Genomic DNA, 22,327 nt, shown 5'->3' on the forward strand with positions numbered 1-22,327 from the left:
CGAAAAGCTCGCCGCTCCCTGTCGGCTTCAGGAATGCTTCTTGCGCATGTCGTTGACGAACTGGATCATGTCGACGGTGTTTTCATAGTCCTTGTGGGTCACCGCTACGAACTCCTTGTCCTTGCCGTCCGACAAGCGGTCATAGGCTGCCTTGTTCTTGGTGGGCGCATCCATGAACGCTTTCACGATGGCCGCCTTGAGATCGGCAGGCAGATCGCTGAGATAGGCGTAGGGCGAGCCGGCCAACAGGCCGGACTTGAAGATGACCCGGAAGTCTTCCTTCTTGGCCATGCCCTTGGCGACCATGCGCGTCAGGTTGGAGTCGGTATCGGAGTTCCACCAGTCGGCGGCACAATCGACGGTGCCCTTGTCGAGCGCGATCACGCCGTTCTCGTGGCTTCCGGTGATGATCGACTTGGAGAAGAAGCTGTCGGCATCGATGCCGATCTTGTGCAGGAAGAAACGCGGCGCGTTGTAGCCGGAAGTCGAATTCGGGTCGACGAAGCCGATGGTCTTGCCCTTCAGATCCTTGATGTCCTTGTAGGGGCTGTCGGCCTTGACGTAGATCACCGAATAATAGCCGACGCTGCCGTCCTGGTTTCGGGTGGTGACGAAGGGCTCGGTCTTGACGCCCGTCATATAGGCGGTGGAATAGGAAGCCGGGCCGTAAAAGGCGATCTGGATGTTGCCGGCGCGCTGGCCCTCGATCACGGCGGCATAATCGTTGGCGATGCGCAGCTTGACGGGAACGCCGAGTTCCCTGGCGAGATATTCCATGAACGGCGCGTAGCGGTCGGCGACACCGGAAGCGTTTTCGGCCGGCACCACGGCGAAAGTCAGTTCCTTGTATTTCGCCTTCCAGTCATCGGCGTGGGCCGCGCTCGCGGTAAAGGCCAGCGCGATGGCGCCCGCGGATAGCAAATGGCGGCGGTTCAGCATGTCTTTTTCTCCTGTTGGGGTGGGTGAGGCAGTTTCTTGTTGGAGCGAGACGCCGGAACGGGCGTTCGCGGATCGGGCAGCGGCTACGCGATGGCAGGTACGCCCAGAATGGAATCGTCGATCGGGACGCCGTCCGGTCTTGCCGACGGGTTGCCCCTCGCCTCGGAATCGAGGCCGTAGAGACGCTGCGCTTCCAGCTCGGTGAGTTGGTCCGGCGTCCCGTCGAACACCACTTTCCCCGCCGCCATGCCGATCAGCCGGCCGCAATAGCCGCGCGCCAGTTCGAGCGAATGAAGGTTGCAGATCACGGTGATGCCGAAATCCCGGTTGATGCGCGCCAGTGCATCCATCACCACCTTGGTGTTGTGCGGGTCGAGCGAGGCGATCGGCTCATCCGCCAGGATGATGTCGGGCTCCTGCACCAGGGCGCGGGCGATGGCGACGCGCTGCTGCTGGCCGCCGGACAGCTGATCGGCGCGCTGCACGGCGAGCCCGGCGATCTCGAACTGTTCGAGAGCCGCCAGCGCGACCGCCTTGTCGGCATCCGGCCACAATTTCAGCAGCGCGCGCGCCGGCGACACGGTCGCCAGCCGTCCCATCAGCACATTGGTCAGCACGTCGAGGCGGCCGATCAGGTTGAACTGTTGGAAGATCATGGCCGAACGGGCGCGCCACTTGCGCAGATCCCGCCCCCTCAGCGCCGTGACGTCGACGCCATCATAGAGAATGCGGCCTTCGGTCGGCTCGGCCAGGCGATTGATCATGCGGAGAAGCGTCGACTTGCCGGCGCCGGATCGGCCGATCACGCCAACAAAACCGCCGGGCGCAATGGAAAACGACGCATTGTCGACTGCGGCTTTTGTGCCGAATCGGCACGTCAAACCTTCCACCACCAGCATGCAATGCTCCGAGACGCTCAGCAGCCCTCATGGCTAGCGTCTGGATTCAACAGTTGTGTGACAGTCGCGGTGCGGTGCGCCCGCCGTCCACACTTGCATGAGGCGTCATATATCTGCCATGACATTGTCATCAATCCTGCCGATGAGGTGCAGCCTTGGCTCGGCATCGGTTGTTCAGGGGGCGCGCGCATGGCCGGAAAAATGTTCTCGGTTGAACCGACGATCGACGCAAGCGCGAAATTGCACGAGGTGAAACTCGGCGCCTATTGCGAAGTCGGCGCGCGGACGATTTTGCACGAAGTGACGATGGACGACTATTCCTACGTCGTGAACGACGCGCAGATCACCTATACGGGAATCGGAAAATTCTGCTCGATCGCGGCGATGACGCGGATCAATCCCGGCAACCACCCCATGCACCGGGCCGCGCAGGCGCACTTCACTTACCGCGCCAGCGCGTATTTTCCGGGCGAAAGCGACGATGCCGAATTCTTTGAATGGCGGCGGGGCCATCATGTCCGCATCGGTCACGACGTCTGGATCGGCCACGGCGCGATCGTGCTGCCGGGCCGCAGCGTCGGCACCGGCGCGGTGGTGGCCGCCGGCGCTGTCGTAACCAAGGACGTGGCAGCCTATACCATTGTCGCGGGCAATCCGGCGCGGGTAATCAAACCGCGGTTTCCCGAAGAGGTGTCCAACCGGCTGGGGGAGCTCGCGTGGTGGGATTGGGATCACGAAATGCTGCGGCGGGCGCTACCCGACTTCCGAAAGCTTTCGGTCGAGGATTTTCTCAGCAAATACGAGGCTGCGACCGCCTCCATCCGTCCACCCCTTACGCGGCGAAGTGCAGCATCGTGACCGACATATCGATTGAAGGCGGCCGGGCACTGCTCGGCGGAGAGATTCTGGAGACCTCGCTGCAGACCGAGGGCCACCAGATCAGCGCGGTCGGCTCCGACCACGGACCCGGTGCGCTGAGCCTTGACGCACGCGATCTGCTGGTGCTGCCGGGCATCGTCGATCTACATGGCGATGCGTTCGAGCGGCAGATGATGCCGCGCCCGGGCGTCGACTTTCCCGTCGATGTCGCGCTCGCAGACAGCGACCGGCAGGCGATCGGCAACGGCATCACCACCGTGTTTCACGCCACGACCTGGTCGTGGGAGCCCGGCCTTCGCGGCGCCGACAATGCGCGAGGGCTGCTTGAGGCCGTCGAGAGCTTGAGGCCGCAGCTTGCGGCGGACACCCGCTTACACTTGCGCCAGGAGACCTACAATCTCGATGCCGAAGCCGAGATCAGCCAATGGCTGGCCGGTCGACGGGTCGACCTGTTCGCCTTCAATGACCACATGGCTTCCATCGTTGCAAGCGCAACCAGGCCGCGGAAGCGCGCGCAGATGGTCGAGCGCAGCGGGCTGTCGAACGAGGAATTCGAGTCGCTGGTGCAGCGCATCGCCTCTCGCGCGGACGAGGTCCCCGGCTCGATCGCGCGGCTGGCGGAAGCCGCGCGCAACGCCAACGTCCGGATGCTGTCGCATGACGACAACAGCCCGGCGATGCGCGAGGCCTTTCGCAGCCTGGGCGTTGATATTGCCGAATTCCCGGTCAACGAGGAAACCGCGCGCGCGGCCGCTGCGGCAGGCGACGCCATCGTGTTCGGCGCGCCCAATGTCGTGCGTGGCGGCAGCCATACCGGATGGACGAAAGCTTCCGACATGATCGCCAAGGGCCTGTGCTCGGTGCTTGCCTCCGATTATTACTATCCGGCGCAGCTGCTGGCGGCATTCCGCCTCGCCGCCGACGGCGTGCTGCCGCTGGCGAAAGCCTGGGATCTGATCTCGGCGGCGCCGGCAAAGGCCGCGGGCCTTTCGGATCGCGGGATCCTGGCTCAGGACCATCGCGCCGACATCATCCTGGTCGATGACGAACTGCCGCTGCGGCCGCGAATCGTTGCCGTGATCGCGGCGGGGCGGCTGGTGCATCTGACGGAAGCAAACCGCCTGATCCGTTCATCGACGGCGCGCCGCGAGGCGGTTGCAGCCGAGTGAGGCTGCCCTATGCTGCCGGGATGACAGGCTTTCCGCGTCATGCCATCTATTATGCCGCCGCTCCCGGCAGCGATCTCGATCGCTTCGGCGCGCGGCTATTGGGCTATGACGCTCTCACCGGAGAGGAGTTACCTTTTCCCGATGGCATCGTGCAATCGACGCCGGATTGGCATGACCTCACGAGCGATCCGCGAAAATACGGTTTTCATGCCACGCTGAAGGCGCCGATGATGCTGGCGCAAGATCAAACCGAAGCCGGGCTGCTGGAGGCCTGCGCAACCTTCGCCGCAATTCCCCGGTCCATTCCCGTGATCCGGCCGGTCGTCGACTCGATCAGCGGCTTCATCGCGGTGGTGCCGACAGAGGCGTCTGGCGAACTGGAGCGGCTTGCGGCCGATTGCGTGCGCGAGTTCGATTGTTTTCGCGCGCCGCTCACACCGAAGGACCGCGCGCGGCGAAATCCCTCCGCGCTGACGCCGCGGCAGCGCGATCATCTCGATCGCTGGGGCTATCCCTATGTGATGGAAGAGTTCCGCTTCCACATGACGCTGACGGGACGGCTCGACGCGGCGCGGCGCGCGCCGGTGCTGGCAATGCTGCGCCAGCGCTTTGCCGTGCTCGGTGTGACGACGCTTGCGGTCGACCGCATCGCCGTATCTCGACAGGACGGTGCGAATTCCCGGTTTCGGATCGTCGATCAGTTCGTCCTGACGCCGGCCAGCGTTGCCGCGCGGCTCTAGGCTTTCCGAGCTTATCCCGCCTACGATACCTTGGCGCGACAGGCCGAAAGCGATATCCCGAGGAAGTAGCCGCCGGAAGGCACCCATAGCGACTGGAAGGCAATGCTCCTATGCTTGGTATTTCGTATCTCCCCGAACACATGGGCACGGCTGTGCTGGTGCCGGCAGGCCCGTTCGTGGCGGGAACGCATGTCGCGCTGGTGTTGACCTACACCGCCGGCAAATTCGGCATCGACGACAGCGGCGATCTCAAAATCGTGTGGCGCGGCACCTCCGACATGGGCAAACCGCAATTCGCCGATCCCACGGCCGAAAACTACACCACCGTCGAGGCCTCCAACGGCGCCGTGCTCGAAAGCCGGGTCGATCGCAACTTCACCCGGCCCTGGGTGAATACGCTGTCGATCAGGGTCGGCCGCGGCTTCCTGCGCAGCGGCGATACCATCACGATTCGCTTAGGCGACACACGCAAGGGCTCGCCCGGTCTGCGGCTGCAGACCAATGTCGAGCCGACCTTCGAATTCAAGGTGCTGGTGGACGCGTTCGCCACCTATCAATTCACCGAACTGCCGCAATCGCCCGAGGTCGCGCTGGTTGCGGGACCTGCGGCGCGATGGAAGGCGCTGCTTCCGAGCCAGAACATCGTCGGCGAGCCGTTTCGCCTTTGCATCGTCGCCGAAGATCGCTGGGGCAATCCGACGGCAACAGGTGTCGGCCCGCTGAAGCTGAAGACCGTTTCGCCGATCGGCGGATTACCCGAAGCCGCGCTGATGCCGCGCGAGGATGGCACCTATGTCGTCGAGGGACTGGTCGCGAAAGCGCCCGGCGATGTCAGCATCGAAATCCTGGACCAGAGCGGACGATCGCTTTGCCGGACGACCCCGCTGCGCGCCGTCACCGCCGCGCCATACCGGCATTATTGGGGCGACCTGCATGCGCAAAGCGAAGAGACCATCGGTACCAATTCGGCCGACGACTATTTCGCCTATGCCCGCGACAAGGCGTTCCTCGACATCGTCGGCCACCAGGGCAACGACTTCCAGATCACGGATGCGTTCTGGAAAAGGCTGAACGAGCTGACCCGGCAATACGACGAAGCCGGGCGCTTTGTCGCGCTGCCCGGCTACGAGTGGTCGGGCAACACCGGCATGGGCGGCGACCGCAACGTGTTCTATCGTACCGAGGGCCGGCCGATCCGCCGCTCGTCGCGGATTCTGGTTTCCGATCCGTCCAACGAGGACTGCTACACCGCCGACGAACTGTTCCAGGCGCTCGGGCGCGCCAACGAAGACGCCATCGTCATCGCCCATGTCGGCGGCCGCTACGCCGACATCAAGTTTGCCCATGACGGCCGCTTCGAACGCGCCGTCGAGGTGCATTCGACCTGGGGCACCTTCGAATGGCTGCTGCATGATGCCTTCGACAAGGGTTTTCGCGTCGGAATCGTCTGCCATAGCGACGATCACAAGGGACGGCCGGGCGCGACGCAACCCGGCGCCTCCACCTTCGGCGCGATCGGCGGACTGAGCTGTTATCTGATGCCGAAACTCGACCGCGACGCGGTGTTCGAGGCGCTGCGGCAGCGCCGCCATTACGGCACCACCGGCACGCGGCTTTACATGTCGGTGAAGGGCACCTTCGACCAGCCGGTTCAAGTCTACGCCGACGATCCCCTGCTCGGGCCGACGACCTCGCAGCCCTCGACCGAGGTTCTGATGGGCGCGATCGTCGCCGATGGCGGCGCCACCATGTACCTGAGCGCCGAGGTGATCGGCTCTGCGCCGATCGAGCGTCTCGATGTCTTTCACGGCAAGCAGCTGATGCGCACCATCAGGCCCTATTCGGCTGACGATCTCGGCAAGCGCATCCGGGTGATGTGGAGCGGCGCGGAATATCGCGGCCGCGGGCGCGAGGTCAACTGGCGCGGCAAGGCCAATGTGCAGGGCAATCGCATTGAGCGCACGGAAGCCGTCAACTTCCTCAACCCCGACAAGCCGCTTCATTTCGCCGACCAGACCATCACATGGCAATCCGTCACCACCGGAAACATGGCGGGCTTCGATCTCTGGCTCGAACGCGAGCGAACGGGTACCCTGTCGATCGAGACCAACATCGTTTCCGCCGAATGCGATCTCGCCATGCTCGACCGTGACGAGATGCTGTTCGAGGCCGGCGGTCTCGGCCGCCAGTTGCGAGTCTACCGCCTGCCGGACGCGAAGAAGGTCACCACGATGCACATCACGCACGACGTCACCGGCTCCGAACAGGTTTTGGGCGACGTCCCCGTCTTCATTCGCGTGACGCAGGAAGACGGCCATCAAGCCTGGTCGAGCCCGATCTATCTGATCAAGACCCCGTAAAGGGGTTCGCATGGCCGCTGCGCCGGAACTGGCGCCGGCACGGAAATTGACGACGAATGCAATTGAAGGCGAATGCGAGATACTCGACCAAAGGAAACATCGGATGTTCAACCGGCGAACGATGGGAATGGCATTGGTGGCGGCCGCGACGTTGGTCATGGCGTGGCCGACAGCGGCAGCCGCGGAAGACTGGCCGACCCGGCCGATCCGATTCATCGTGCCGTTTCCGGCCGGTGGCTCGACCGACATCATCGCGCGCATCGTGGCCGGCCACGTGTCGAAAAGCCTTGGTCAGCAGATCTATGTCGAAAACAGGTCCGGCGCCAACGGCAACATCGGAATGGAAGCCGCGGCGACCAGCGCGCCTGACGGCTACACGTTCCTGATCTCAGGCGATTCGGTGACCGGCAATCCTCACGTCTACAAGATGAGTTTCGATCCGCTCAAGGTCCTGCAGCCGGTCGCCCAGATCGCGCGTCTGCCGGTCGTGGTGGCGGCGCATCCCTCGCTGGGCGTCAAGTCGATCGCCGAACTGATCGCGCTGAGCGAGCAGCAAGGCCAGATGAACTACGCAACGGGCAGCGGAGTTGGCTCGGGGCAACAGGTCGTGATGCAATGGTTTGGCCAGCTTGCGGGCATCGAGATGGTGCAGGTGCCCTATCGCGGCGGCGGACAGGCGATCACCGACCTGATCGGAGGCCAGGTGAAACTGGGGTCGCTCGGGGCCTCGCCGCTGATCCCTTACTACAAGGAAGGCACGCTGTTGTTGCTGGCGCAATCGACCGAGACACGCTCGGCAAGCCTCCCCGATGTGCCGACGTTCGAAGAGGCCGGGATCAAGGGGCTGGTGTACGATCAGTGGGTCGGCGCCTTCGCACCCGCCAAGACACCGCCAGCCATCGCCGCGCGGCTTGCGACAGAGATAGGCAAGGCGATCGCCGACCCCACGGTACGGGAAGCTTTCCTGAAGGTGGCCGTCGATCCCGTCATCCGCACGCCGGAACAATTCAACGATTATGTCCATGCGGAATACGAGAAATACGGGCGGCTGGTGAAGCAATTGAACATCAGCATCAACTAGACCATGACGGGATGGAGTTGAATCGATTCGCCGTGAGCGCGAAGCACCAGCGATCCGGTGCTCCGGGTGCGGCGCCGCAGGGCCTTACCAAAAAATCGCAAAACAACCCCATGCAAAGTAGAAAACCCCGACTTGCAAACCTGGTGTTGTCTCGCGTCCGGGCATGAGAAAATGGTCCGTCGTCGCGACCCAGCCTGATCCCATCCCGCTCTAGCCACCGAGATTCCCCCTTACCCTGAACCTCGTTCAACACGCGCGCCATGGGCAAATTTTCGACAGGGAGTGCCGTTGCCAACGCAGGAATGTATGATTACGTTTTGGCAGCCCAAACGATCTTTCGATCGGCCGCACGCACATGTCGAAATTCCTTCGCATCGGAGTCCATCAGTCGAACGTTTCCGGATACACGTCAAAGGCATGGTGCATTCGCCGGGTTGGCTCGACGGTTTCCCTGAAGTGGGGCGCCGTCGAGGTCCATGGCGCCGGAGATGGGCGAAAGGTTTACTGGGCACTTTCACCGCAGACGAAAACAATTCGTTGCGGCACGGTGCAGCGTGCCAAAGATTATACCAAAGCCGCAATCGCGCGACGACGCAACCATCGCTATGAATCGCTGGCTGGAAATATCGCGACCCGGCGCCGATCCGCCGATCGCGGCGCCGATCTCGAACAAGCGCTCGCCACGATCCTGTTTGTCGATATCGTCCAATCCACCGAAAAAGCCGCGCGGCTCGGCGATTCGCGCTGGACACAGGTGATGAAGCATTATTACGCCGCCGTCCGCAGAGAGCTGAAGATCCTGCGCGGAAAGGAAGTCGTGACGACGGGGGACGGACTGCTGGCGACGTTCGCGGCGCCGGCTGCCGGGATCCGTTGCGCGACCGCCATCCGCGAGGCCGTGCGCACGCTGGGGCTGGAGATCAGGGTGGGGCTGCATGCGGGCGAGTACAAGGTGAGCGGGGCTGAGGTGTTTGGTCTCGCCTTTCACATCGGCTCGCGCGTCGCCGACAAAGCGCATGCCGGCGAAGTCCTGGTCTCGAGCGCGGTCAAGGACCTGATGTCGCAGTCAGCCATCCGCTTCAGGGATCGCGGCGTTCACAAACTCAAGGGCGTGCCGGAGCGATGGCGCCTGTACCGGGTCGAACTTTGAGGTGTCCTGCGAAAGTGGACGCCGGTTAGTTGATCACGAGCTGCTTCCGATACAAAGCTTGCGGCTCTTGCCGCTTTCTCTGCAGCGACGATACTGCTCGACCTGGCTTTCAAAGATCGCCACGGCACTTGATGCCGAAGAGTGAATCAGTTTCAGGGCCAGACTCCGGCTAACCTGAAAGTGCTGATAGTCAATTGGATTGGTCCAGTCGCCTCCCCAGATAGGAAACCCGTTTTCAGCGAATACGTCCACAACGGCTTCGGCCATGCCTGGCCGAATATCGCTTCTTTTCAAATAATTCTCGCTACCCCTGGGACTGATCTGAAACGTCCCGCGCGCGCGCTGGATAAACGGGTTTTGCGCGGGATTGAGATCAATTGCCAAACCATAGGCATGCAGCGACAAAATGCTGCCACCCGAAATCGGACGATCGTTGAATGAGGAGGTGTTGTTGTCGGCCATCGACGCTTCATCATCGCCCTCATAGGTGTTCAGAGGCCTTGCATTCTCGATCGGAAAACGCTTGCTCAGCAGCGTGTCAAAAATCCTGGCGACACGGTCTGCCGCGGCATCCAGCACGACAATTTCCCCGTCTGCGTGCACTTGCCCGTCGAAGCCAAAATATCTGAATTTGACCACGGCCAGCCGCTCGCACCCAACCGGGCTGTTGTTTCCTAACGTCTGGTGTATCTTCATTTCCTCGCAAAACTCTTTCGATATGGGGCTTGAGTGTACATCAGCAGCACTCACCGCATCTGGCACATACTGAAGCAGAGCCGCGAGAGCCAAAAAAATGATGCGACGGCGCTTGCACAATCGGGGGAGCTTGGATCGGGCCCGTCGGGTCACGCCGCCCAGTCCAGCACGATCTTTCCGGAGTTGCCGCTCTTCATGGTCTCGAAGCCGCGCTGGTAATCGTCGGCGGCAAGCCGGTGCGTGATGACCTTGCGCACGTCGAGGCCGCTTTGCAGCATCGCCAGCATCTTGTGCCAGGTCTCGAACATCTCGCGGCCGTAGATGCCCTTCACCGTGAGCATCTTGAACACGATCTTCGTCCAATCCACAGCGAAGGGTTTTGCGGGAATGCCGAGCATCGCGATCTTTCCGCCGGTCACGAGATGCTCGACCATCTGCTCGAAGGCGGCCGGCGCGCCGCTCATCTCCAGCCCGACGTCAAAACCTTCCTTCATGCCGAGACGCGACATGGCGGATGCGAGATCCTCGCTCGCCGCATCGACCGGCACGACGTCGGCGACTTCGGCCGCAAGCGCCAACCGCCGCGGGTTGACGTCGGTGATGACGACATGGCGAGCGCCGACATGGCGCGCCACGGCGGCGGCCATGATGCCGATCGGGCCGGCGCCGGTGATCAGCACGTCCTCGCCGACGAGATCGAAGGACAGCGCGGTATGCACGGCGTTGCCGAGCGGATCGAGGATGGCGCCGAGTTCATCGTCGATATCGTCCGGCAACGGCACGATGTTGAAGGCGGGAATCTTGACATATTCGGCGAACGCACCGGGAATGTTGACGCCGATGCCGCGCGTCTGCGGATCGAGATGGAAGCGGCCGCCGCGCGCCGCCCGGCTATGCATGCCGATCACATGGCCCTCGCCCGAGACCCGCTGGCCGACGGCAAGACCGCGCACCGCCGATCCCAACTCGACGATCGCGCCGGCATATTCGTGGCCGACCACCATCGGCACCGGCACGGTCTTCCGCGCCCACTCGTCCCAGGCGTAAATGTGGATGTCGGTGCCGCAGATGCCTGTCTTGTTGACGCGGATCAGCACCTCGTCCGGTCCGATCGACGGAACCGGCACGTCGCGCAGCCAGAGACCGGGTTCGTCCTTTGCCTTTACCAGCGCCTTCATGGCCAAAGCCCTTTCCAGGTTCGATCAGATGAGTCCAAGTGCCTTGCCGGCATCCTTGAAGGCGTCGATCGCGAGCGTGACGTCCTGCTCGCCGAGCGCCGCCGACATCTGGGTGCGGATGCGGGCCTGGCCCTTCGGCACCACGGGAAAGAAGAAGCCGGCGACATAGACGCCGCGTTCATCGAGCGCCTGCGCCATCACCTGCGCGCGCCGCGCGTCGTGCAGCATGACCGGAATGATGGGAGTCTCGCCCGGCAGCAACTCAAAGCCAGCCGCGGCGAGCTCGCTGCGGAAACGCTTGGTATGAGCCGCGAGCAGCGCGCGGCGGTCGTCGGCAGCTTCCGCGATGTCGATCGCTTTCAGCGATCCCGCGGCAACCGGCGGCGCGAGACTGTTGGAGAACAGATAGGGCCGCGCGCGCTGGCGCAGCAGGTCGATGACCGGCTGCGCTGCCGCCACGAAGCCGCCCATCGCGCCGCCGAGGCTCTTGCCGAGCGTACCGGTGACGATGCCGATGCGGTTGCCCACGCCGGTCAGCGCCGGCGTGCCGCGGCCCTTGTCGCCGAGATGGCCGGTGGCATGGCAATCGTCGACCATGACTATCGCGCCATGGCGCTCGGCGAGATCGCAGATCGCGGCTAAGTTCGCGACGTAGCCGTCCATCGAGAACACGCCGTCGGTCGCGATAAGCTTGAAGCGGGCGCCGTCATGGTCCGCCTGCTTCAGCCGGTCTTCCAGTTCGTTCATGTCGCCGTTGGCGAAGCGGTAGCGCCGCGCCTTGCTGAGCCTGACGCCGTCGATGATGGAGGCGTGATTGAGGCCGTCCGAGATGATGGCGTCCTCCTCCCCGAGCAGCGGCTCGAAGATGCCGCCATTGGCGTCGAAGCAGGCGGCGAACAGGATGGCATCGTCCTTGCCGAGATAGCGTGCGATCCTTTGCTCGAGCGCGCTGTGCAGCGTCTGCGTCCCGCAGATGAAGCGCACCGACGCCATGCCGAAGCCGAAGGCGTCGAGCCCGGCCTTGGCGGCCGCGATGATCTCGGGATGATCGGCAAGGCCGAGATAGTTGTTGGCGCAGAGATTGACGACCTGGCGCCGCGACCCGCCCGAGGCGATCTCGATCCGCGCTCCTTGCGGACCGGCGATCAGCCGCTCGCGCTTAGTGAGGCCGTCGGCCTCGATCTGCGCGAGCAGGCCCTTGAGATGGCCGAGAAAATCTTCCGACACGCCGCTCCCTCCAAATCCGATATCATGGATATTCCACCATATTGGAATTAAAGCAAGGAAATAACGGAACCGCCGGGAAGATTATGGGGCGATAAACGTTACTCAGCGATAAAGCACCACCAGCAAACCCTTCGCCGGCCGCTTCGAGGTATTGGTAATGCGGTGTGGCACATCGGCGGCATAACGCGCCGTCTCGCCAGCCTTGAGCGTTTGGCTCGAACCGCCGCTTGCGACCTCGAAGCCGGTGCTGAGAGCCGTGAAATGCTCGAAGGCGCCCGGCGCGTGCGGCGCGCTGTCGAGGCTGCCCGAGGCTGCGATCTCCAGTTCGTACCATTCGGTCTCGCCGGCGAATTTCGGCGGGCTCAGGATGCGCAGCCGGCAGGAGCCGTCCGCGTTGCTGATTTCCGGCGTGCTCGACGCCGTGACCAGTTCGATTCGATTACTGTCGCCCGGGGGAACCGAGCCGCCCTGCACGAGGTCGTTGAACTCGATCCGCAGCGCCCGGGTCAGGCTCCAGAGCACGGCAAAGGTCGGATTGGCCTGGCCCCGCTCGATCTGCGAGAGCATCGACTTCGACACGCCGGATAGCGCGGCAAGCTGCTCCAGCGTCAGGTTGCGGGCCTTGCGCTCGCGCTGAATCACCGGGCCGATCAGGGGAGCGTTGATTTGTTCCATTTCAGCGGATGAACTCTTCCTGTATATAGGAAACAGGAAATACCATGCGCATCTTTCGGAAGTCCAGCCCGGCAGCGTCGTGCGGCTCACTCCTGCGGCTTGAACTTGCCGAGAATGCGGTCGGCCTCGGTGCGCCAGTCGACGCTGCGAGCAAATTCCTTGGTGCCCCTGGCGCCGAACAGACCTTCATCGGCGAGATCGGCAACCCAGGCCTGACGCTCGGCGGTGCCCTGCGCCGACCATGGCGTGAGCCCGATCTCGCGCACGGTCTCGGCGACTTCGCGCACTTCCTCGGCCCGGCGGCGGCCATGCTCGATCACGCGCTGGAAGAAGTATGCGCCCTGCTTTTCCCAGTCAATGCTCGGAAAAGTCTCCGTCAGCGACACCAGCACCGCGTCCTCGACGCCATAGGCGCGCGCGGTGGTGAAACATTCGATCACGGTGGCCTCCAGCCCCTTGATCATGACGCTGCGGCACATCTTGACCGCCGAGGCGACACCGAGCTGGTCGCTGGCGACCTTGGCGTTGAAGCCGAGTTCGACGAGCAACGGCGCAAGATCCGCCGCGCGCGCGCCGCCGAGCAGCAACGGCACCTTGATGCGATACGGCGGGACCGACGTCATCACGGCGCCCTCGACATAACGCGCCCCGGCGCCGTCGATCAGAGCGGCGGCGCGCCGTTTCGCGCCCGGCGAGGCCGAGTTGAAGTCGAGGTACCAAGCGCCCTTCTTCACCGCCGGGGCGCAGGCTTTCGCGACCGGCACGGCCTGGCTCGCGGTGACGGCGGAGACGATGAGGTCCGCCTGGGCTGCGAGTTCGGCATGCGAGGACGCCAGCGCGACGCCGATTCCCCCCGCATGATCCCGCAACGGCCCGGCCCTGTCGTCGCCAAGCTTGATGTCGTAGGCGCTCACCCTGACGTCCTGCTTGCGCAGGTCTTCGGCAAGGATGCGGCCGACCTCGCCGTAGCCGACCAGGCCGACATGCCAACGGTTTGAATTCTGGCTCATGTCATCTTCCTTTTACTGACCCTATTGCTTCGCAATCCCGGCCTTGTCGATCACCGTTCGCCACTTGTCGATATCGGACTTCAGCCGCGCCGAGATTTCCTCGGGCGCGCCAGCCCTGGCCTCGATGCCGAGTTCGAGCAGCCGCTTTTTGACCTCCGGCTCGGCAAGGACTTCCCGCAAGGCGCCGTTCAGCTTTTGCACGAGCTCCGGCGGCGTGCCGGCGCGCGCGAACAGCGCATTCCAGGAGACGACGTCGTAATCGGCGACGCCGGATTCCCGCAAGGTTGGAAGTTCGGGCGTGCTTTCCGAGCGAACCGGACCGGACGAGGCCAGCGCGCGGATTTTGCCTTCGGCGAGATTGCCCTTCATGGAGGAATAGCTGTCGATCATCAGCGCGAGGTTGCCCTGCATGGTCGACACCATCAGTTCCGGCGTGCCGCGATAGGGAACGATGGTGAAATCGATTCCTGCCGCGGTCTTGAAAAGCTCCGCCGACAGATTCTGCGTGCTTCCGATATTGATGGTCCCGACATTGAGCGCGCCGGGTTTTGCCTTTGCCGCCGCGATGAAATCCGCCAGCGTCCTGAACGGCGAATCCGCGTTGGTTGCGAACACGAAATCGAAGAAGCCCAGACTCGAAACCGGCTCGAAATCGCGCAAGGGATCGTAAGGCAAATGATCGAACAGGGAGACGCTGACCGCAGTGCCGTTGGACAGCAACGCCAGCGTATAGCCGTCGGGCGCAGCTGCGATGACGGTTCGTGCCGCGGCAATGCCGCCGGCGCCGGGCTGGTTCTCGATGTAGAAGCGATTGCCAAGCTTGCCGCCAAGCCGATCCGCGACCACCCGCACGGTAATATCGGCCACGCCGCCGGCGGCAAAGGGAACGACGATCCGCACGGGTTTGTCGGGATATTTATCCTCGGCGCTGGCCGGACGCGGGGGAAGGGCAAGCCCGAGCACGACAAGCATCGCGAGCGACACCCGGGCGAAGACCCGCGAGGCGATGCAATCAGGGACTGTCATGAGTGGCTCTGCTTCGTGGGGCGTTCGAATCTTGGAGAACATTGCACAATTTTGCGGCGGACTGGCCAACCCTGCATCAACCCGCCGCAAGACGGTTGCGCAAGTGCTTTTCGTTGCCTTTAAATACATGATTTTACGTTACTTTCCAGCCCAGACCTTCTGGCATACAAGTTGCGTCTGGTGCCTCAATGCCGACCACCCCAGTCCAGCTGAGCGTTCGAAACCTGCGCAAGACCTTCCACGGCAAGGCCGGCGAGGTCCGGGTGCTGGACGACCTGTCCTTTCACATCAACGAGCGCGACTTCGTCAGCATCATCGGGCCCAGCGGCTGCGGCAAGACCACGATCTTCAACATCATCGCCGGCCTGCTCGATCCCGATTCCGGCTCGATGCATTACCGCGGCCAGGAGATCGAAAGCCTGCGCGGGCGCGTCGGCTACATGATGCAGAAGGACCTGCTGTTTCCCTGGCGCACGGTGCTCGGCAACGTGCTGCTGGGGCTGGAAACCCGCGGCGTCGATCGCCATGAGGCCGAAGCCAAGGCCCGCGAATATCTCAAGGGGTTTGGTCTCTCGGGCTTCGAGAACGCTTATCCGAAAACGCTGTCCGGCGGGATGCGGCAGCGCGTGGCGCTGATCCGCACCCTGATTATGGATCCGGATATCCTGCTGCTCGACGAGCCGTTCTCAGCGCTGGATTACCAGACCCGGCTTTATCTGGAGGGCGTGCTGAAGGACGCCGTCCAGACCTACAACAAGACCGTCATCCTGGTGACGCACGACATCGACGAGGCGGTGGCGCTATCGAAGCGCGTCGTCGTTCTCAGCGGGCGTCCGGCGCGGGTGAAGGTCGTGCACGATATCGACATCGCCGCCGCCTCCCCGATCGCCGCCCGCAGCGACGTCAGGTTTTCCGGCTACTTCCATTCGCTCTGCGCCGAACTCGATATCCAGACCGAGATGACAGCTTGACCATCACCATGCCCGAAACCGCCCCCCTGCCAAAGCGCACCGCGCGCCGCACGCGGCGGCGTATGACCTTCGACACCGCGCTCGGCCGCGCGCTGCTGCAGACCGCGGCAGTGATCGCGTTCTTCGCGCTGTGGGAAATCGGCGTCCGGGTCGGATGGATATCGGCGTTTCTGGTGGGATCGCCGTCCGGCATCTTCAGCCTGGCGTACAAGTTGATCGGCAGCGGCGAGCTGCTGTCCGATACCTACTACACCTTGTTCGAGGCGATCCTCGGCTTCGTCATCGGCACCGTCTTCGGATCGCTGCTGGGGCTGGCGCTGTGGTATTCGGTATTCGTCGCCCGCTTGGTCGAGCCCTTCATCGTCGCCATCAACAGCGTGCCCAAGATCGCGCTGGCCCCGATCGTCATCCTCTGGTTCGGGACTGGCCTCGTCTCCAAGGTCGCGCTGTCGGTATCGCTGACCGCGATCGTGGCGCTGATCGCGGCCTACCAGGCGGCCAAGGACGCCGACGTCGACCTGCAGTCGCTGTTGATCTCGATGGGCGCGAGCAAGCACCAGGTGTTCTACAAGGCGGTGGTGCCCTCGACCCTGCCGGCGATCATCGCGACCTTCCGCATCAATGTCGGCTTCGGCCTGGTCGGCGCCGTGGTCGGTGAATTCATCTCCTCGCAGCGCGGCCTCGGCCACATGATCTACACCGCCTCCAGCCTCTACGACCTCAACTCGGTCTGGGTCGGGCTGTTCACGCTGATGATCGTCGGTTTCGCCCTCTATTACGTGATCGACATGGTCGAGCGCGTCAGCCTGCCATGGAAGCAATCCAGCACCACCCATCAGGTCCAGGTCTGATTATCGAACACATGGAGACATCTCATGCCATTGTTTAAGCGTATCGCGGGCGCTATCTCGCTCATGGCAATGCTGGTCGCCACGCCGGCGCTCGCCGAGAACAAGAAAGTCACGCTGTCGCAGGCGTTCCAGTCGATGCTTTATCTGCCGCTCTATGTCGCGATCGACGAGGGTTTCTTCACCCAGCAAGGCATCGACCTCACCAAGGAAACCGCCGGCGCGCCGAGCGTGGCGCTCTCGGCGGTGATTTCCGGCAGCGCGCAGTTCTCGATCCACGGGCCGGAATGGACGGCGATCGCGGCGTCCAAGGGCGCTCCGGTCGATGTCATCGCCAACGTCGTCAACGGGGCGGCGGTATGGATTGCGACCTCGCCCGACTTCAAGTTTGAAAGCATCAAGGACGTCAAGGGCCAGAAGGTGGTCACCGGGTTGATGCCGACCACGAGCACGTCGTTGTTCATCAAGCTGCTCAAGGAAAACGGCATGGACGCCAAGACCGACGTCGACATGATCCAGGTCGCGATCGGCGCCGAACCGGGGCCGTTCATCGCCAAACAGGCTGATATCGCCGTGATGTACGAGCCCGGGCTCGACCAGGCCGTCGCCAAGGGCATGAAGGTCGTGCTCGGATTTCCCAAATCCTATGGGCCTTATGCGTTCTCGGCGGTGACCGCGCGCAACGACGTCGATCCCGACACCGCGCAGCATGTCGTCAACGCCATGGAAATGGCGATGCGCTTCATGGCGAAGAATGAACCCAAGACCGTCGAAATCGCCAAGAAGGAATTCCCCACCCTCGATCCCGCGGTGGTGGAAGCCGCAGTAAAACGCATGCTCGCCGACGGCGTCTATCCGCCGAGCGTGGATATCACCCCCGAGGCGCTGAAAGTATCGATGGATACCCAGATTGCGCTCGGCAATCTCGCCGCACAGCCCGACTACAACGCCTTCGTGGTCAAGAAATTCATCGAACCGGCGCTCGCGATGAAATAGGCTGGCTCGGCGCGGCTCAAGGCCGCGCACCCCGCCGGGATTTCAGGTTGAGCCAGGATTCTCTTTCATGACTGACGCAAAGGCGTCCCTCGCCAGCGAACGCAGCGCGGGGGTTCTCGAACTGCTGCGCCTGTTCACGGACGATGCCACGGCCGCGGATCACTACGCAGCGGCCTGCCTGGACAAGGCGAACGCCGCCGAGCCCTTCCTAAAAGCCTTCGAATATCTGCCGCGCGATATCGCGCGCCGGCCGGGCCCGCTGTCCGGCATTCCCGTTGCGATCAAGGACATCATCGCGACATCCGACATGCCGACCACCAACGGTTCGCCGATCTATCGGGACGCCGTTCCCGCCGCCGACGCCTGGGTGGTGGAGCGGCTGCGCCAACTCGGCGCGACCATCTTCGGCAAGACGGTGTCGACCGAATTCGCCTGGCGGCATCCCGGCCCGACCGTGAACCCCTGGAATCCGCGCCATACGCCGGGAGGCTCGTCGTCGGGCTCGGCGGCCGCGGTTGCGGCCGGCATCGTGCCGCTGGCGCTGGGCAGCCAGACCCTGGGATCGGTGATCCGGCCGGCCGCCTTCAACGGCGTAGTCGGCTTCAAGCCGAGTTTTGGCGCCATCCCCCGCACCGGGGTGCATCCGCTCAGCCCCTCGCTCGATCACGTCGGCTTCTTCGCCCGCCGCGTCGACGATGTCGCGCTGGCGCTATCGTTGCTCGGCGGCGCCAGCGACAGCGACCCCCACGGCCGGTCGGTGCCGGCATTCGACGTTTCGATCGAACATGGGTTGACGCCTCTCGAGAAACCGCGACTGGCCGTAGTTCGCTTCACAAGGTGGTCGCGCGCCGAGCCCGAACAGCAGCAGGTGCTGGAAGCCGCAAGCGCAAAATTGCGCGATGCCGGCGCGATCCTGCAAGAGTTGGAACTGGCCGATCTCGATCAGGCGAACTGGGCCACCATCAACACCATCCTCGCCAGCGAGGCCGCCGTCATTTTCGAAAGACTGGTGGAGCGATATCCCGAGCGAACCAGCGATCATTTGAAATCGCTGGTTCAGGCCGGCAAGGTCCACGGCGCCACCGACTATCTCGCCGCCAAGGCGACGCAGGAGAGACTGCGATCCGCCTTTGCATCCGAGATCTCGGGTTTCGACGCGGTGCTGACATTGCCGGCGTTCGGCGAGGCGCCGGAGGGTCTCAGCTACACTGGCGACGCCGAATATTGCGCGCCCTGGACCTTGCTCGGCGTTCCCGCGATTTCGCTGCCGGCAGGTTTCGGCGGCAAGCGCCTTCCGCTGGGCCTGCAGGTGGTAGGCGCCTATCGGCAGGACCACCGAACACTGCGGGTCGCAAAATGGATCGAGGGCGTGTTGCAGTTCGATCCCGGCGTTCCCGGGATGTAGCTAGGCCAACGCGTCACGAATTCCCTTTGTCCATTGCGATGCCGCGGCCTGCAGAAGGCAGATATCCGACTGGGTCGCGATGAAAAGGAGCCGCCAACTGAGGCGATAATCTGGATCGTAGTGGGGGAGTTTTGGGCGCTCGTTCATGGGTGGCAGTCTAGCGCCGAAATCACGAAAGCTTATAAAAGAAAGCCGCTCAGGTTCGACCTCCGTTATTGACGTTAAGCGCAACCGATTGCTTAATCCGCGGTAAACGGCCTGGCGCAACTTAACGTGGCGTATTTGCTGAAGTGTAACTTTGGTTCGCTATGCTCTCTTGCTGGTAGTATTTGACTAACATAGACGAGATTTGGGGCACTTATTCATGTTCAACCAAGCCTTTTTCCTGAAGATTATGCGGATCAGCGCGGCGCTCTGCTTTGTCATAGCGGCTTTCACAGTCGCGCTGAGATTCAGCAGCAAGGGTGCGAGCTGCCCCGCACTCGTCGGCGCGCCACTTCCCGTCCTTGTGACCGTGGCTCTAGCCTGGCAGGCCGTGTTTTGGCGGCGGACCCATGATCAAATCGTCGCCACGAAAAGCCGGCTTGATGACATGGGTCTTCAAAACCCGCTTATGGACGCTATCAACTACAATGTCTTGCTGATGATTGTGATGGCAATGTTCGTTGGCTTTTCGGCGCTGCCATTGATTCTCTATCTCGCGCAGTGTGTGTGACGCTTTCACACGAATGGCGACTTCCGTGGGTCAAAAGCATCGATTCGACCTCCAGCCAGCCACTTCCGGCTACGCCGAGCAACGGACTTCGTTAGACCGTCCCGGTAGATCTGGTTTGTGCCAACAAGCGACATGCTGTGATTTGCAAGCGGCGAAACGGAAGCAAACGGTAAGTGCTAGATATCAAACCTCTGATCAACCGACTGCCCGTCATTCTTCTCGGATATTTTGCCGCCTGTGTTGCGGCGGGGGCTATCCTCATTTCTGCCAACTTGTGGGCATGGAGGCAGATGGGAAATCTAGCAGCGATAGTATGGTTATCCCTTTACGGCTTCCCGATTTATGTCGCCGCCTTGATCCTGCCTGTTCTGGCGGTGGTGGCGATTACCGAAGTCCTCTGCGTCCGGCGCCTTATGCCCTACTTGTTGCTCGGTCCGCTCGGTCTGTTTCTTCTAGCTTTGTATTTTCTTGGGCCTGCTATTCTTGTGCATGACGGTCATGTCGCTGCGATCATTGCCGGTGCCGGCATCGTTGCGGGTCTGGTTTACTGGTCGATCGCAGGCCGCAATGCCGGCGCCGGTCGACGGCTCTCGCTGCCAAAATGAAAAGGCCTTAGGAAGGGTTTAGCGGCCGCAGAGCCACGAGGTGCGGAAGCGCGCAGGGATTACAATAACGTAAGGTCTCGAACCGCCTCCATTTCGGCGCGACCAACAAAGCGATCCTTCGGGACGACACGCACGCAAGGGCGGCATGTCTCCTCAGGATGAGGTCGACACCCCCCGCGCAATGGAGGAGCCCATGAGGCGCATCGTCATCATCACCGCGACATTGCTGGTGAGCACGCTTGGCGCGCAGGCCGCGTCCCAGAAGGCGCCGTATCATCCCGCGCATCGATCGGTGGGAAGCAACAGCGCCGGCTTCGGCGTCCCGCCAACGGCCTCCATGCCGCCCGGGTACAAGGCAGTCGTCGACGACGCGATCAACGACATACGGCGCGGCTCGGCGCGCCCGTCGCCGCATGATAGCGCCTGCCTCGCCCGCCAGAGCCAATTGGCCGATGATATCGAACGCCTCGTCCCGGGCGGCGGCCCGGTGGACGTACGGCAGAACCCGGCGATGATCGAGCTTCGCACACGGTGCATGCCCGTCAATCCCAACCCTCCGGTGGACTGGTAAAATGCCGCCGACGAGACGCATAGCCTCGGAAATCACGCCGTCATTCGATCAACTCGTCGGCGAGCTGCTGGAGATGCGGCGGCACATCGAGGGCGAGCGCCTTCGCGGTCTTCAGATTGATCAATAACTCGTACTTCGTCGGGGTCTGCACCGGCAAGTCTCCGGGTTTTGCCCCCTTCAGGATGCGGTCCACATATCCCGCTGCTGCGCGAAGCTGCTCGACGAAATCTGCGCTATAAGCAACCAGGCCGCCTGATTCCGCAAAAAGGCGATTGAAATAAATCGTCGGCACGCCGTAGCGAGCCGCCAGCGCAATGATCAGGTCGCGATTTGTCACGCTGAAGGCGGCCGGCATCACGACGAGCCCACCACCCGGGCCGCGCGCTTGCCCGGCAACAACGCTTTCGATCTCATCGGTGGCCAGAACCGGAGCGGGACTCACCTCAACCGCGATGGACGATGCAGCGGCCTGAATCGAAGGCATGAATAGCTGGAGCGGCGCGCCCGTCGCCTGGTTGGACAACAGCGCCACACGCTCGGTGCGCGGCGCGAGTTCCTTCAGCAACTGCACCCATTTGCCGCCCAGCGCGGAATTGTTATTCGCGAACCCGGTAACATTACCCCCCGGATGAGCGAAGCTCGCCACGAACTCGCTGGTGACCGGATCGGCCACGTTGACAAATACGATAGGAATTGTCCGCGTCTCGCGGACAAGCGAGCCAGTCACTTTTGTACTCTGACTGAGGATCACATCCGGCCGCAGATCGATCAGCTCCTTTGCGAACGTACTTTCCCTGGCCGCATCGCCGGCGCTCCAGCGAATTTCGGTCCGGAAATTGCCGCCCTCGGTCCACCCCAGCTTCGTCAGCGCACCGAGAAATGCTGCGACCTCAGACTGTGCGACCGGATCGCTCTCCGCATATCCCATCAGTACGCCGATCAGCCGTATCCGCTCGGGCTGCTGAGCCCGCGCCGCGACAGGCCACATCATGGCCGCCCGGCCGAAAAGCGTAATGAAATCGCGTCGTCTCATTGCCACCCACGCTGCGGAAAGGCATCGCAACGTGTCAGACTAACCTTCTCTCGAGGGTTCGGAAAGGCTCGGAACAGACCCTTTCTCGGACCATGTCCGGCTTGGGTCAATCGCGGCGTTTCGGCCACCGGCCAGCCACTTCCGGTCCGCCGCG

The 22,327-nt window shown here is 62.9% G+C and carries 22 protein-coding genes; 13 read left to right on the top strand and 9 right to left on the bottom strand.

All coding sequences use genetic code 11. The annotated features are described in order from the left end of the window. Positions 1 to 27: 27 nt before the first annotated feature. Positions 28 to 939 carry a phosphonate ABC transporter substrate-binding protein gene (gene phnD / locus VK804_RS04540; protein WP_325368286.1) on the bottom strand — a complete coding sequence of 304 codons (912 nt, stop codon included), beginning with the start codon at positions 937 to 939 and terminating at the stop codon, positions 28 to 30. Positions 940 to 1,022: 83 nt separating this feature from the next. Next, a complete protein-coding gene (gene phnC / locus VK804_RS04545; protein ID WP_325368288.1) occupies positions 1,023 to 1,838 on the bottom strand; it encodes a phosphonate ABC transporter ATP-binding protein in 816 nt (271 codons plus the stop codon). Between the two features lie 189 nt (positions 1,839 to 2,027). On the opposite strand from phnC, the gene VK804_RS04550 reads away from it, so the two are divergent. The 6 genes from VK804_RS04550 to VK804_RS04575 all read left to right on the top strand — a co-directional run bounded on the left by VK804_RS04550 (position 2,028) and on the right by VK804_RS04575 (position 9,217). Continuing rightward, positions 2,028 to 2,696, top strand: coding sequence for a DapH/DapD/GlmU-related protein (locus tag VK804_RS04550; RefSeq protein WP_325368289.1), 669 nt, complete (start codon positions 2,028 to 2,030; stop codon positions 2,694 to 2,696). Continuing rightward, positions 2,693 to 3,886: an alpha-D-ribose 1-methylphosphonate 5-triphosphate diphosphatase gene (locus tag VK804_RS04555; RefSeq protein ID WP_325368290.1), complete on the top strand. Its 1,194-nt coding sequence runs from the start codon at positions 2,693 to 2,695 to the stop codon at positions 3,884 to 3,886. Before VK804_RS04550 ends, VK804_RS04555 begins: the two co-directional genes overlap by 4 nt. A 20-nt stretch (positions 3,887 to 3,906) precedes the next feature. Then, on the top strand, positions 3,907 to 4,626 hold the full coding sequence (locus VK804_RS04560; protein ID WP_325368292.1) for a DUF1045 domain-containing protein: 720 nt from the start codon (positions 3,907 to 3,909) through the stop codon (positions 4,624 to 4,626). Positions 4,627 to 4,736: 110 nt separating this feature from the next. Further along, a complete protein-coding gene (locus tag VK804_RS04565) occupies positions 4,737 to 6,986 on the top strand; it encodes a DUF3604 domain-containing protein (protein WP_325368294.1) in 2,250 nt (749 codons plus the stop codon). Positions 6,987 to 7,089: 103 nt separating this feature from the next. Further along, positions 7,090 to 8,067: a tripartite tricarboxylate transporter substrate binding protein gene (locus VK804_RS04570; RefSeq protein WP_325368296.1), complete on the top strand. Its 978-nt coding sequence runs from the start codon at positions 7,090 to 7,092 to the stop codon at positions 8,065 to 8,067. A gap of 355 nt (positions 8,068 to 8,422) precedes the next feature. Then, positions 8,423 to 9,217 carry an adenylate/guanylate cyclase domain-containing protein gene (locus VK804_RS04575; protein WP_325368298.1) on the top strand — a complete coding sequence of 265 codons (795 nt, stop codon included), beginning with the start codon at positions 8,423 to 8,425 and terminating at the stop codon, positions 9,215 to 9,217. 33 nt (positions 9,218 to 9,250) lie between these two features. On the opposite strand, the gene VK804_RS04580 is transcribed toward VK804_RS04575, so the two are convergent. The 6 genes from VK804_RS04580 to VK804_RS04605 all read right to left on the bottom strand — a co-directional run bounded on the left by VK804_RS04580 (position 9,251) and on the right by VK804_RS04605 (position 15,029). Next, positions 9,251 to 9,913, bottom strand: coding sequence for a M15 family metallopeptidase (locus tag VK804_RS04580; RefSeq protein WP_325368300.1), 663 nt, complete (start codon positions 9,911 to 9,913; stop codon positions 9,251 to 9,253). Positions 9,914 to 10,062: 149 nt separating this feature from the next. After that, complete coding sequence (gene tdh / locus VK804_RS04585) at positions 10,063 to 11,091, bottom strand: L-threonine 3-dehydrogenase (RefSeq protein ID WP_325368302.1); 1,029 nt, start codon at positions 11,089 to 11,091, stop codon at positions 10,063 to 10,065. Between the two features lie 24 nt (positions 11,092 to 11,115). Then, the gene (locus VK804_RS04590; protein WP_325368304.1) at positions 11,116 to 12,318 is read right to left on the bottom strand and encodes a glycine C-acetyltransferase; all 1,203 of its coding nucleotides are present in this window, start codon (positions 12,316 to 12,318) and stop codon (positions 11,116 to 11,118) included. A 102-nt stretch (positions 12,319 to 12,420) separates the two neighbouring features. Further along, entirely contained in the window at positions 12,421 to 12,993 is a 573-nt protein-coding gene (locus tag VK804_RS04595; RefSeq protein ID WP_325368306.1) for an XRE family transcriptional regulator, read from the bottom strand. An 86-nt stretch (positions 12,994 to 13,079) separates the two neighbouring features. After that, positions 13,080 to 14,003: a DUF1932 domain-containing protein gene (locus VK804_RS04600; RefSeq protein WP_325368308.1), complete on the bottom strand. Its 924-nt coding sequence runs from the start codon at positions 14,001 to 14,003 to the stop codon at positions 13,080 to 13,082. A gap of 21 nt (positions 14,004 to 14,024) precedes the next feature. Beyond that, on the bottom strand, positions 14,025 to 15,029 hold the full coding sequence (locus VK804_RS04605; RefSeq protein WP_325368310.1) for a tripartite tricarboxylate transporter substrate binding protein: 1,005 nt from the start codon (positions 15,027 to 15,029) through the stop codon (positions 14,025 to 14,027). 188 nt (positions 15,030 to 15,217) lie between these two features. Between VK804_RS04605 and VK804_RS04610 the strand changes: the two genes are divergently transcribed. The 7 genes from VK804_RS04610 to VK804_RS04640 all read left to right on the top strand — a co-directional run bounded on the left by VK804_RS04610 (position 15,218) and on the right by VK804_RS04640 (position 21,140). Then, the gene (locus VK804_RS04610) at positions 15,218 to 16,000 is read left to right on the top strand and encodes an ABC transporter ATP-binding protein (protein ID WP_325368312.1); all 783 of its coding nucleotides are present in this window, start codon (positions 15,218 to 15,220) and stop codon (positions 15,998 to 16,000) included. Then, the gene (locus VK804_RS04615) at positions 15,997 to 16,851 is read left to right on the top strand and encodes an ABC transporter permease (protein ID WP_325368314.1); all 855 of its coding nucleotides are present in this window, start codon (positions 15,997 to 15,999) and stop codon (positions 16,849 to 16,851) included. Before VK804_RS04610 ends, VK804_RS04615 begins: the two co-directional genes overlap by 4 nt. 24 nt (positions 16,852 to 16,875) lie before the next feature. Continuing rightward, entirely contained in the window at positions 16,876 to 17,844 is a 969-nt protein-coding gene (locus VK804_RS04620) for an ABC transporter substrate-binding protein (protein ID WP_325368316.1), read from the top strand. A gap of 67 nt (positions 17,845 to 17,911) precedes the next feature. Continuing rightward, positions 17,912 to 19,249 carry an amidase gene (locus VK804_RS04625; protein WP_325368318.1) on the top strand — a complete coding sequence of 446 codons (1,338 nt, stop codon included), beginning with the start codon at positions 17,912 to 17,914 and terminating at the stop codon, positions 19,247 to 19,249. Positions 19,250 to 19,613: 364 nt separating this feature from the next. Continuing rightward, positions 19,614 to 19,964, top strand: a complete 351-nt coding sequence (locus VK804_RS04630) for a hypothetical protein (protein ID WP_325368320.1) — start codon at positions 19,614 to 19,616, stop codon at positions 19,962 to 19,964. A 173-nt stretch (positions 19,965 to 20,137) separates the two neighbouring features. Then, positions 20,138 to 20,569: a hypothetical protein gene (locus VK804_RS04635; protein ID WP_325368322.1), complete on the top strand. Its 432-nt coding sequence runs from the start codon at positions 20,138 to 20,140 to the stop codon at positions 20,567 to 20,569. A gap of 193 nt (positions 20,570 to 20,762) precedes the next feature. Continuing rightward, a complete protein-coding gene (locus VK804_RS04640; RefSeq protein ID WP_325368324.1) occupies positions 20,763 to 21,140 on the top strand; it encodes a hypothetical protein in 378 nt (125 codons plus the stop codon). A 40-nt stretch (positions 21,141 to 21,180) separates the two neighbouring features. On the opposite strand, the gene VK804_RS04645 is transcribed toward VK804_RS04640, so the two are convergent. Then, entirely contained in the window at positions 21,181 to 22,173 is a 993-nt protein-coding gene (locus VK804_RS04645; RefSeq protein ID WP_325368326.1) for an ABC transporter substrate-binding protein, read from the bottom strand. Positions 22,174 to 22,327 lie beyond the last annotated feature (154 nt).

It is taken from the genome of Bradyrhizobium sp. (assembly GCF_035484855.1).
In the GTDB taxonomy this organism is placed as follows: domain Bacteria; phylum Pseudomonadota; class Alphaproteobacteria; order Rhizobiales; family Xanthobacteraceae; genus Bradyrhizobium.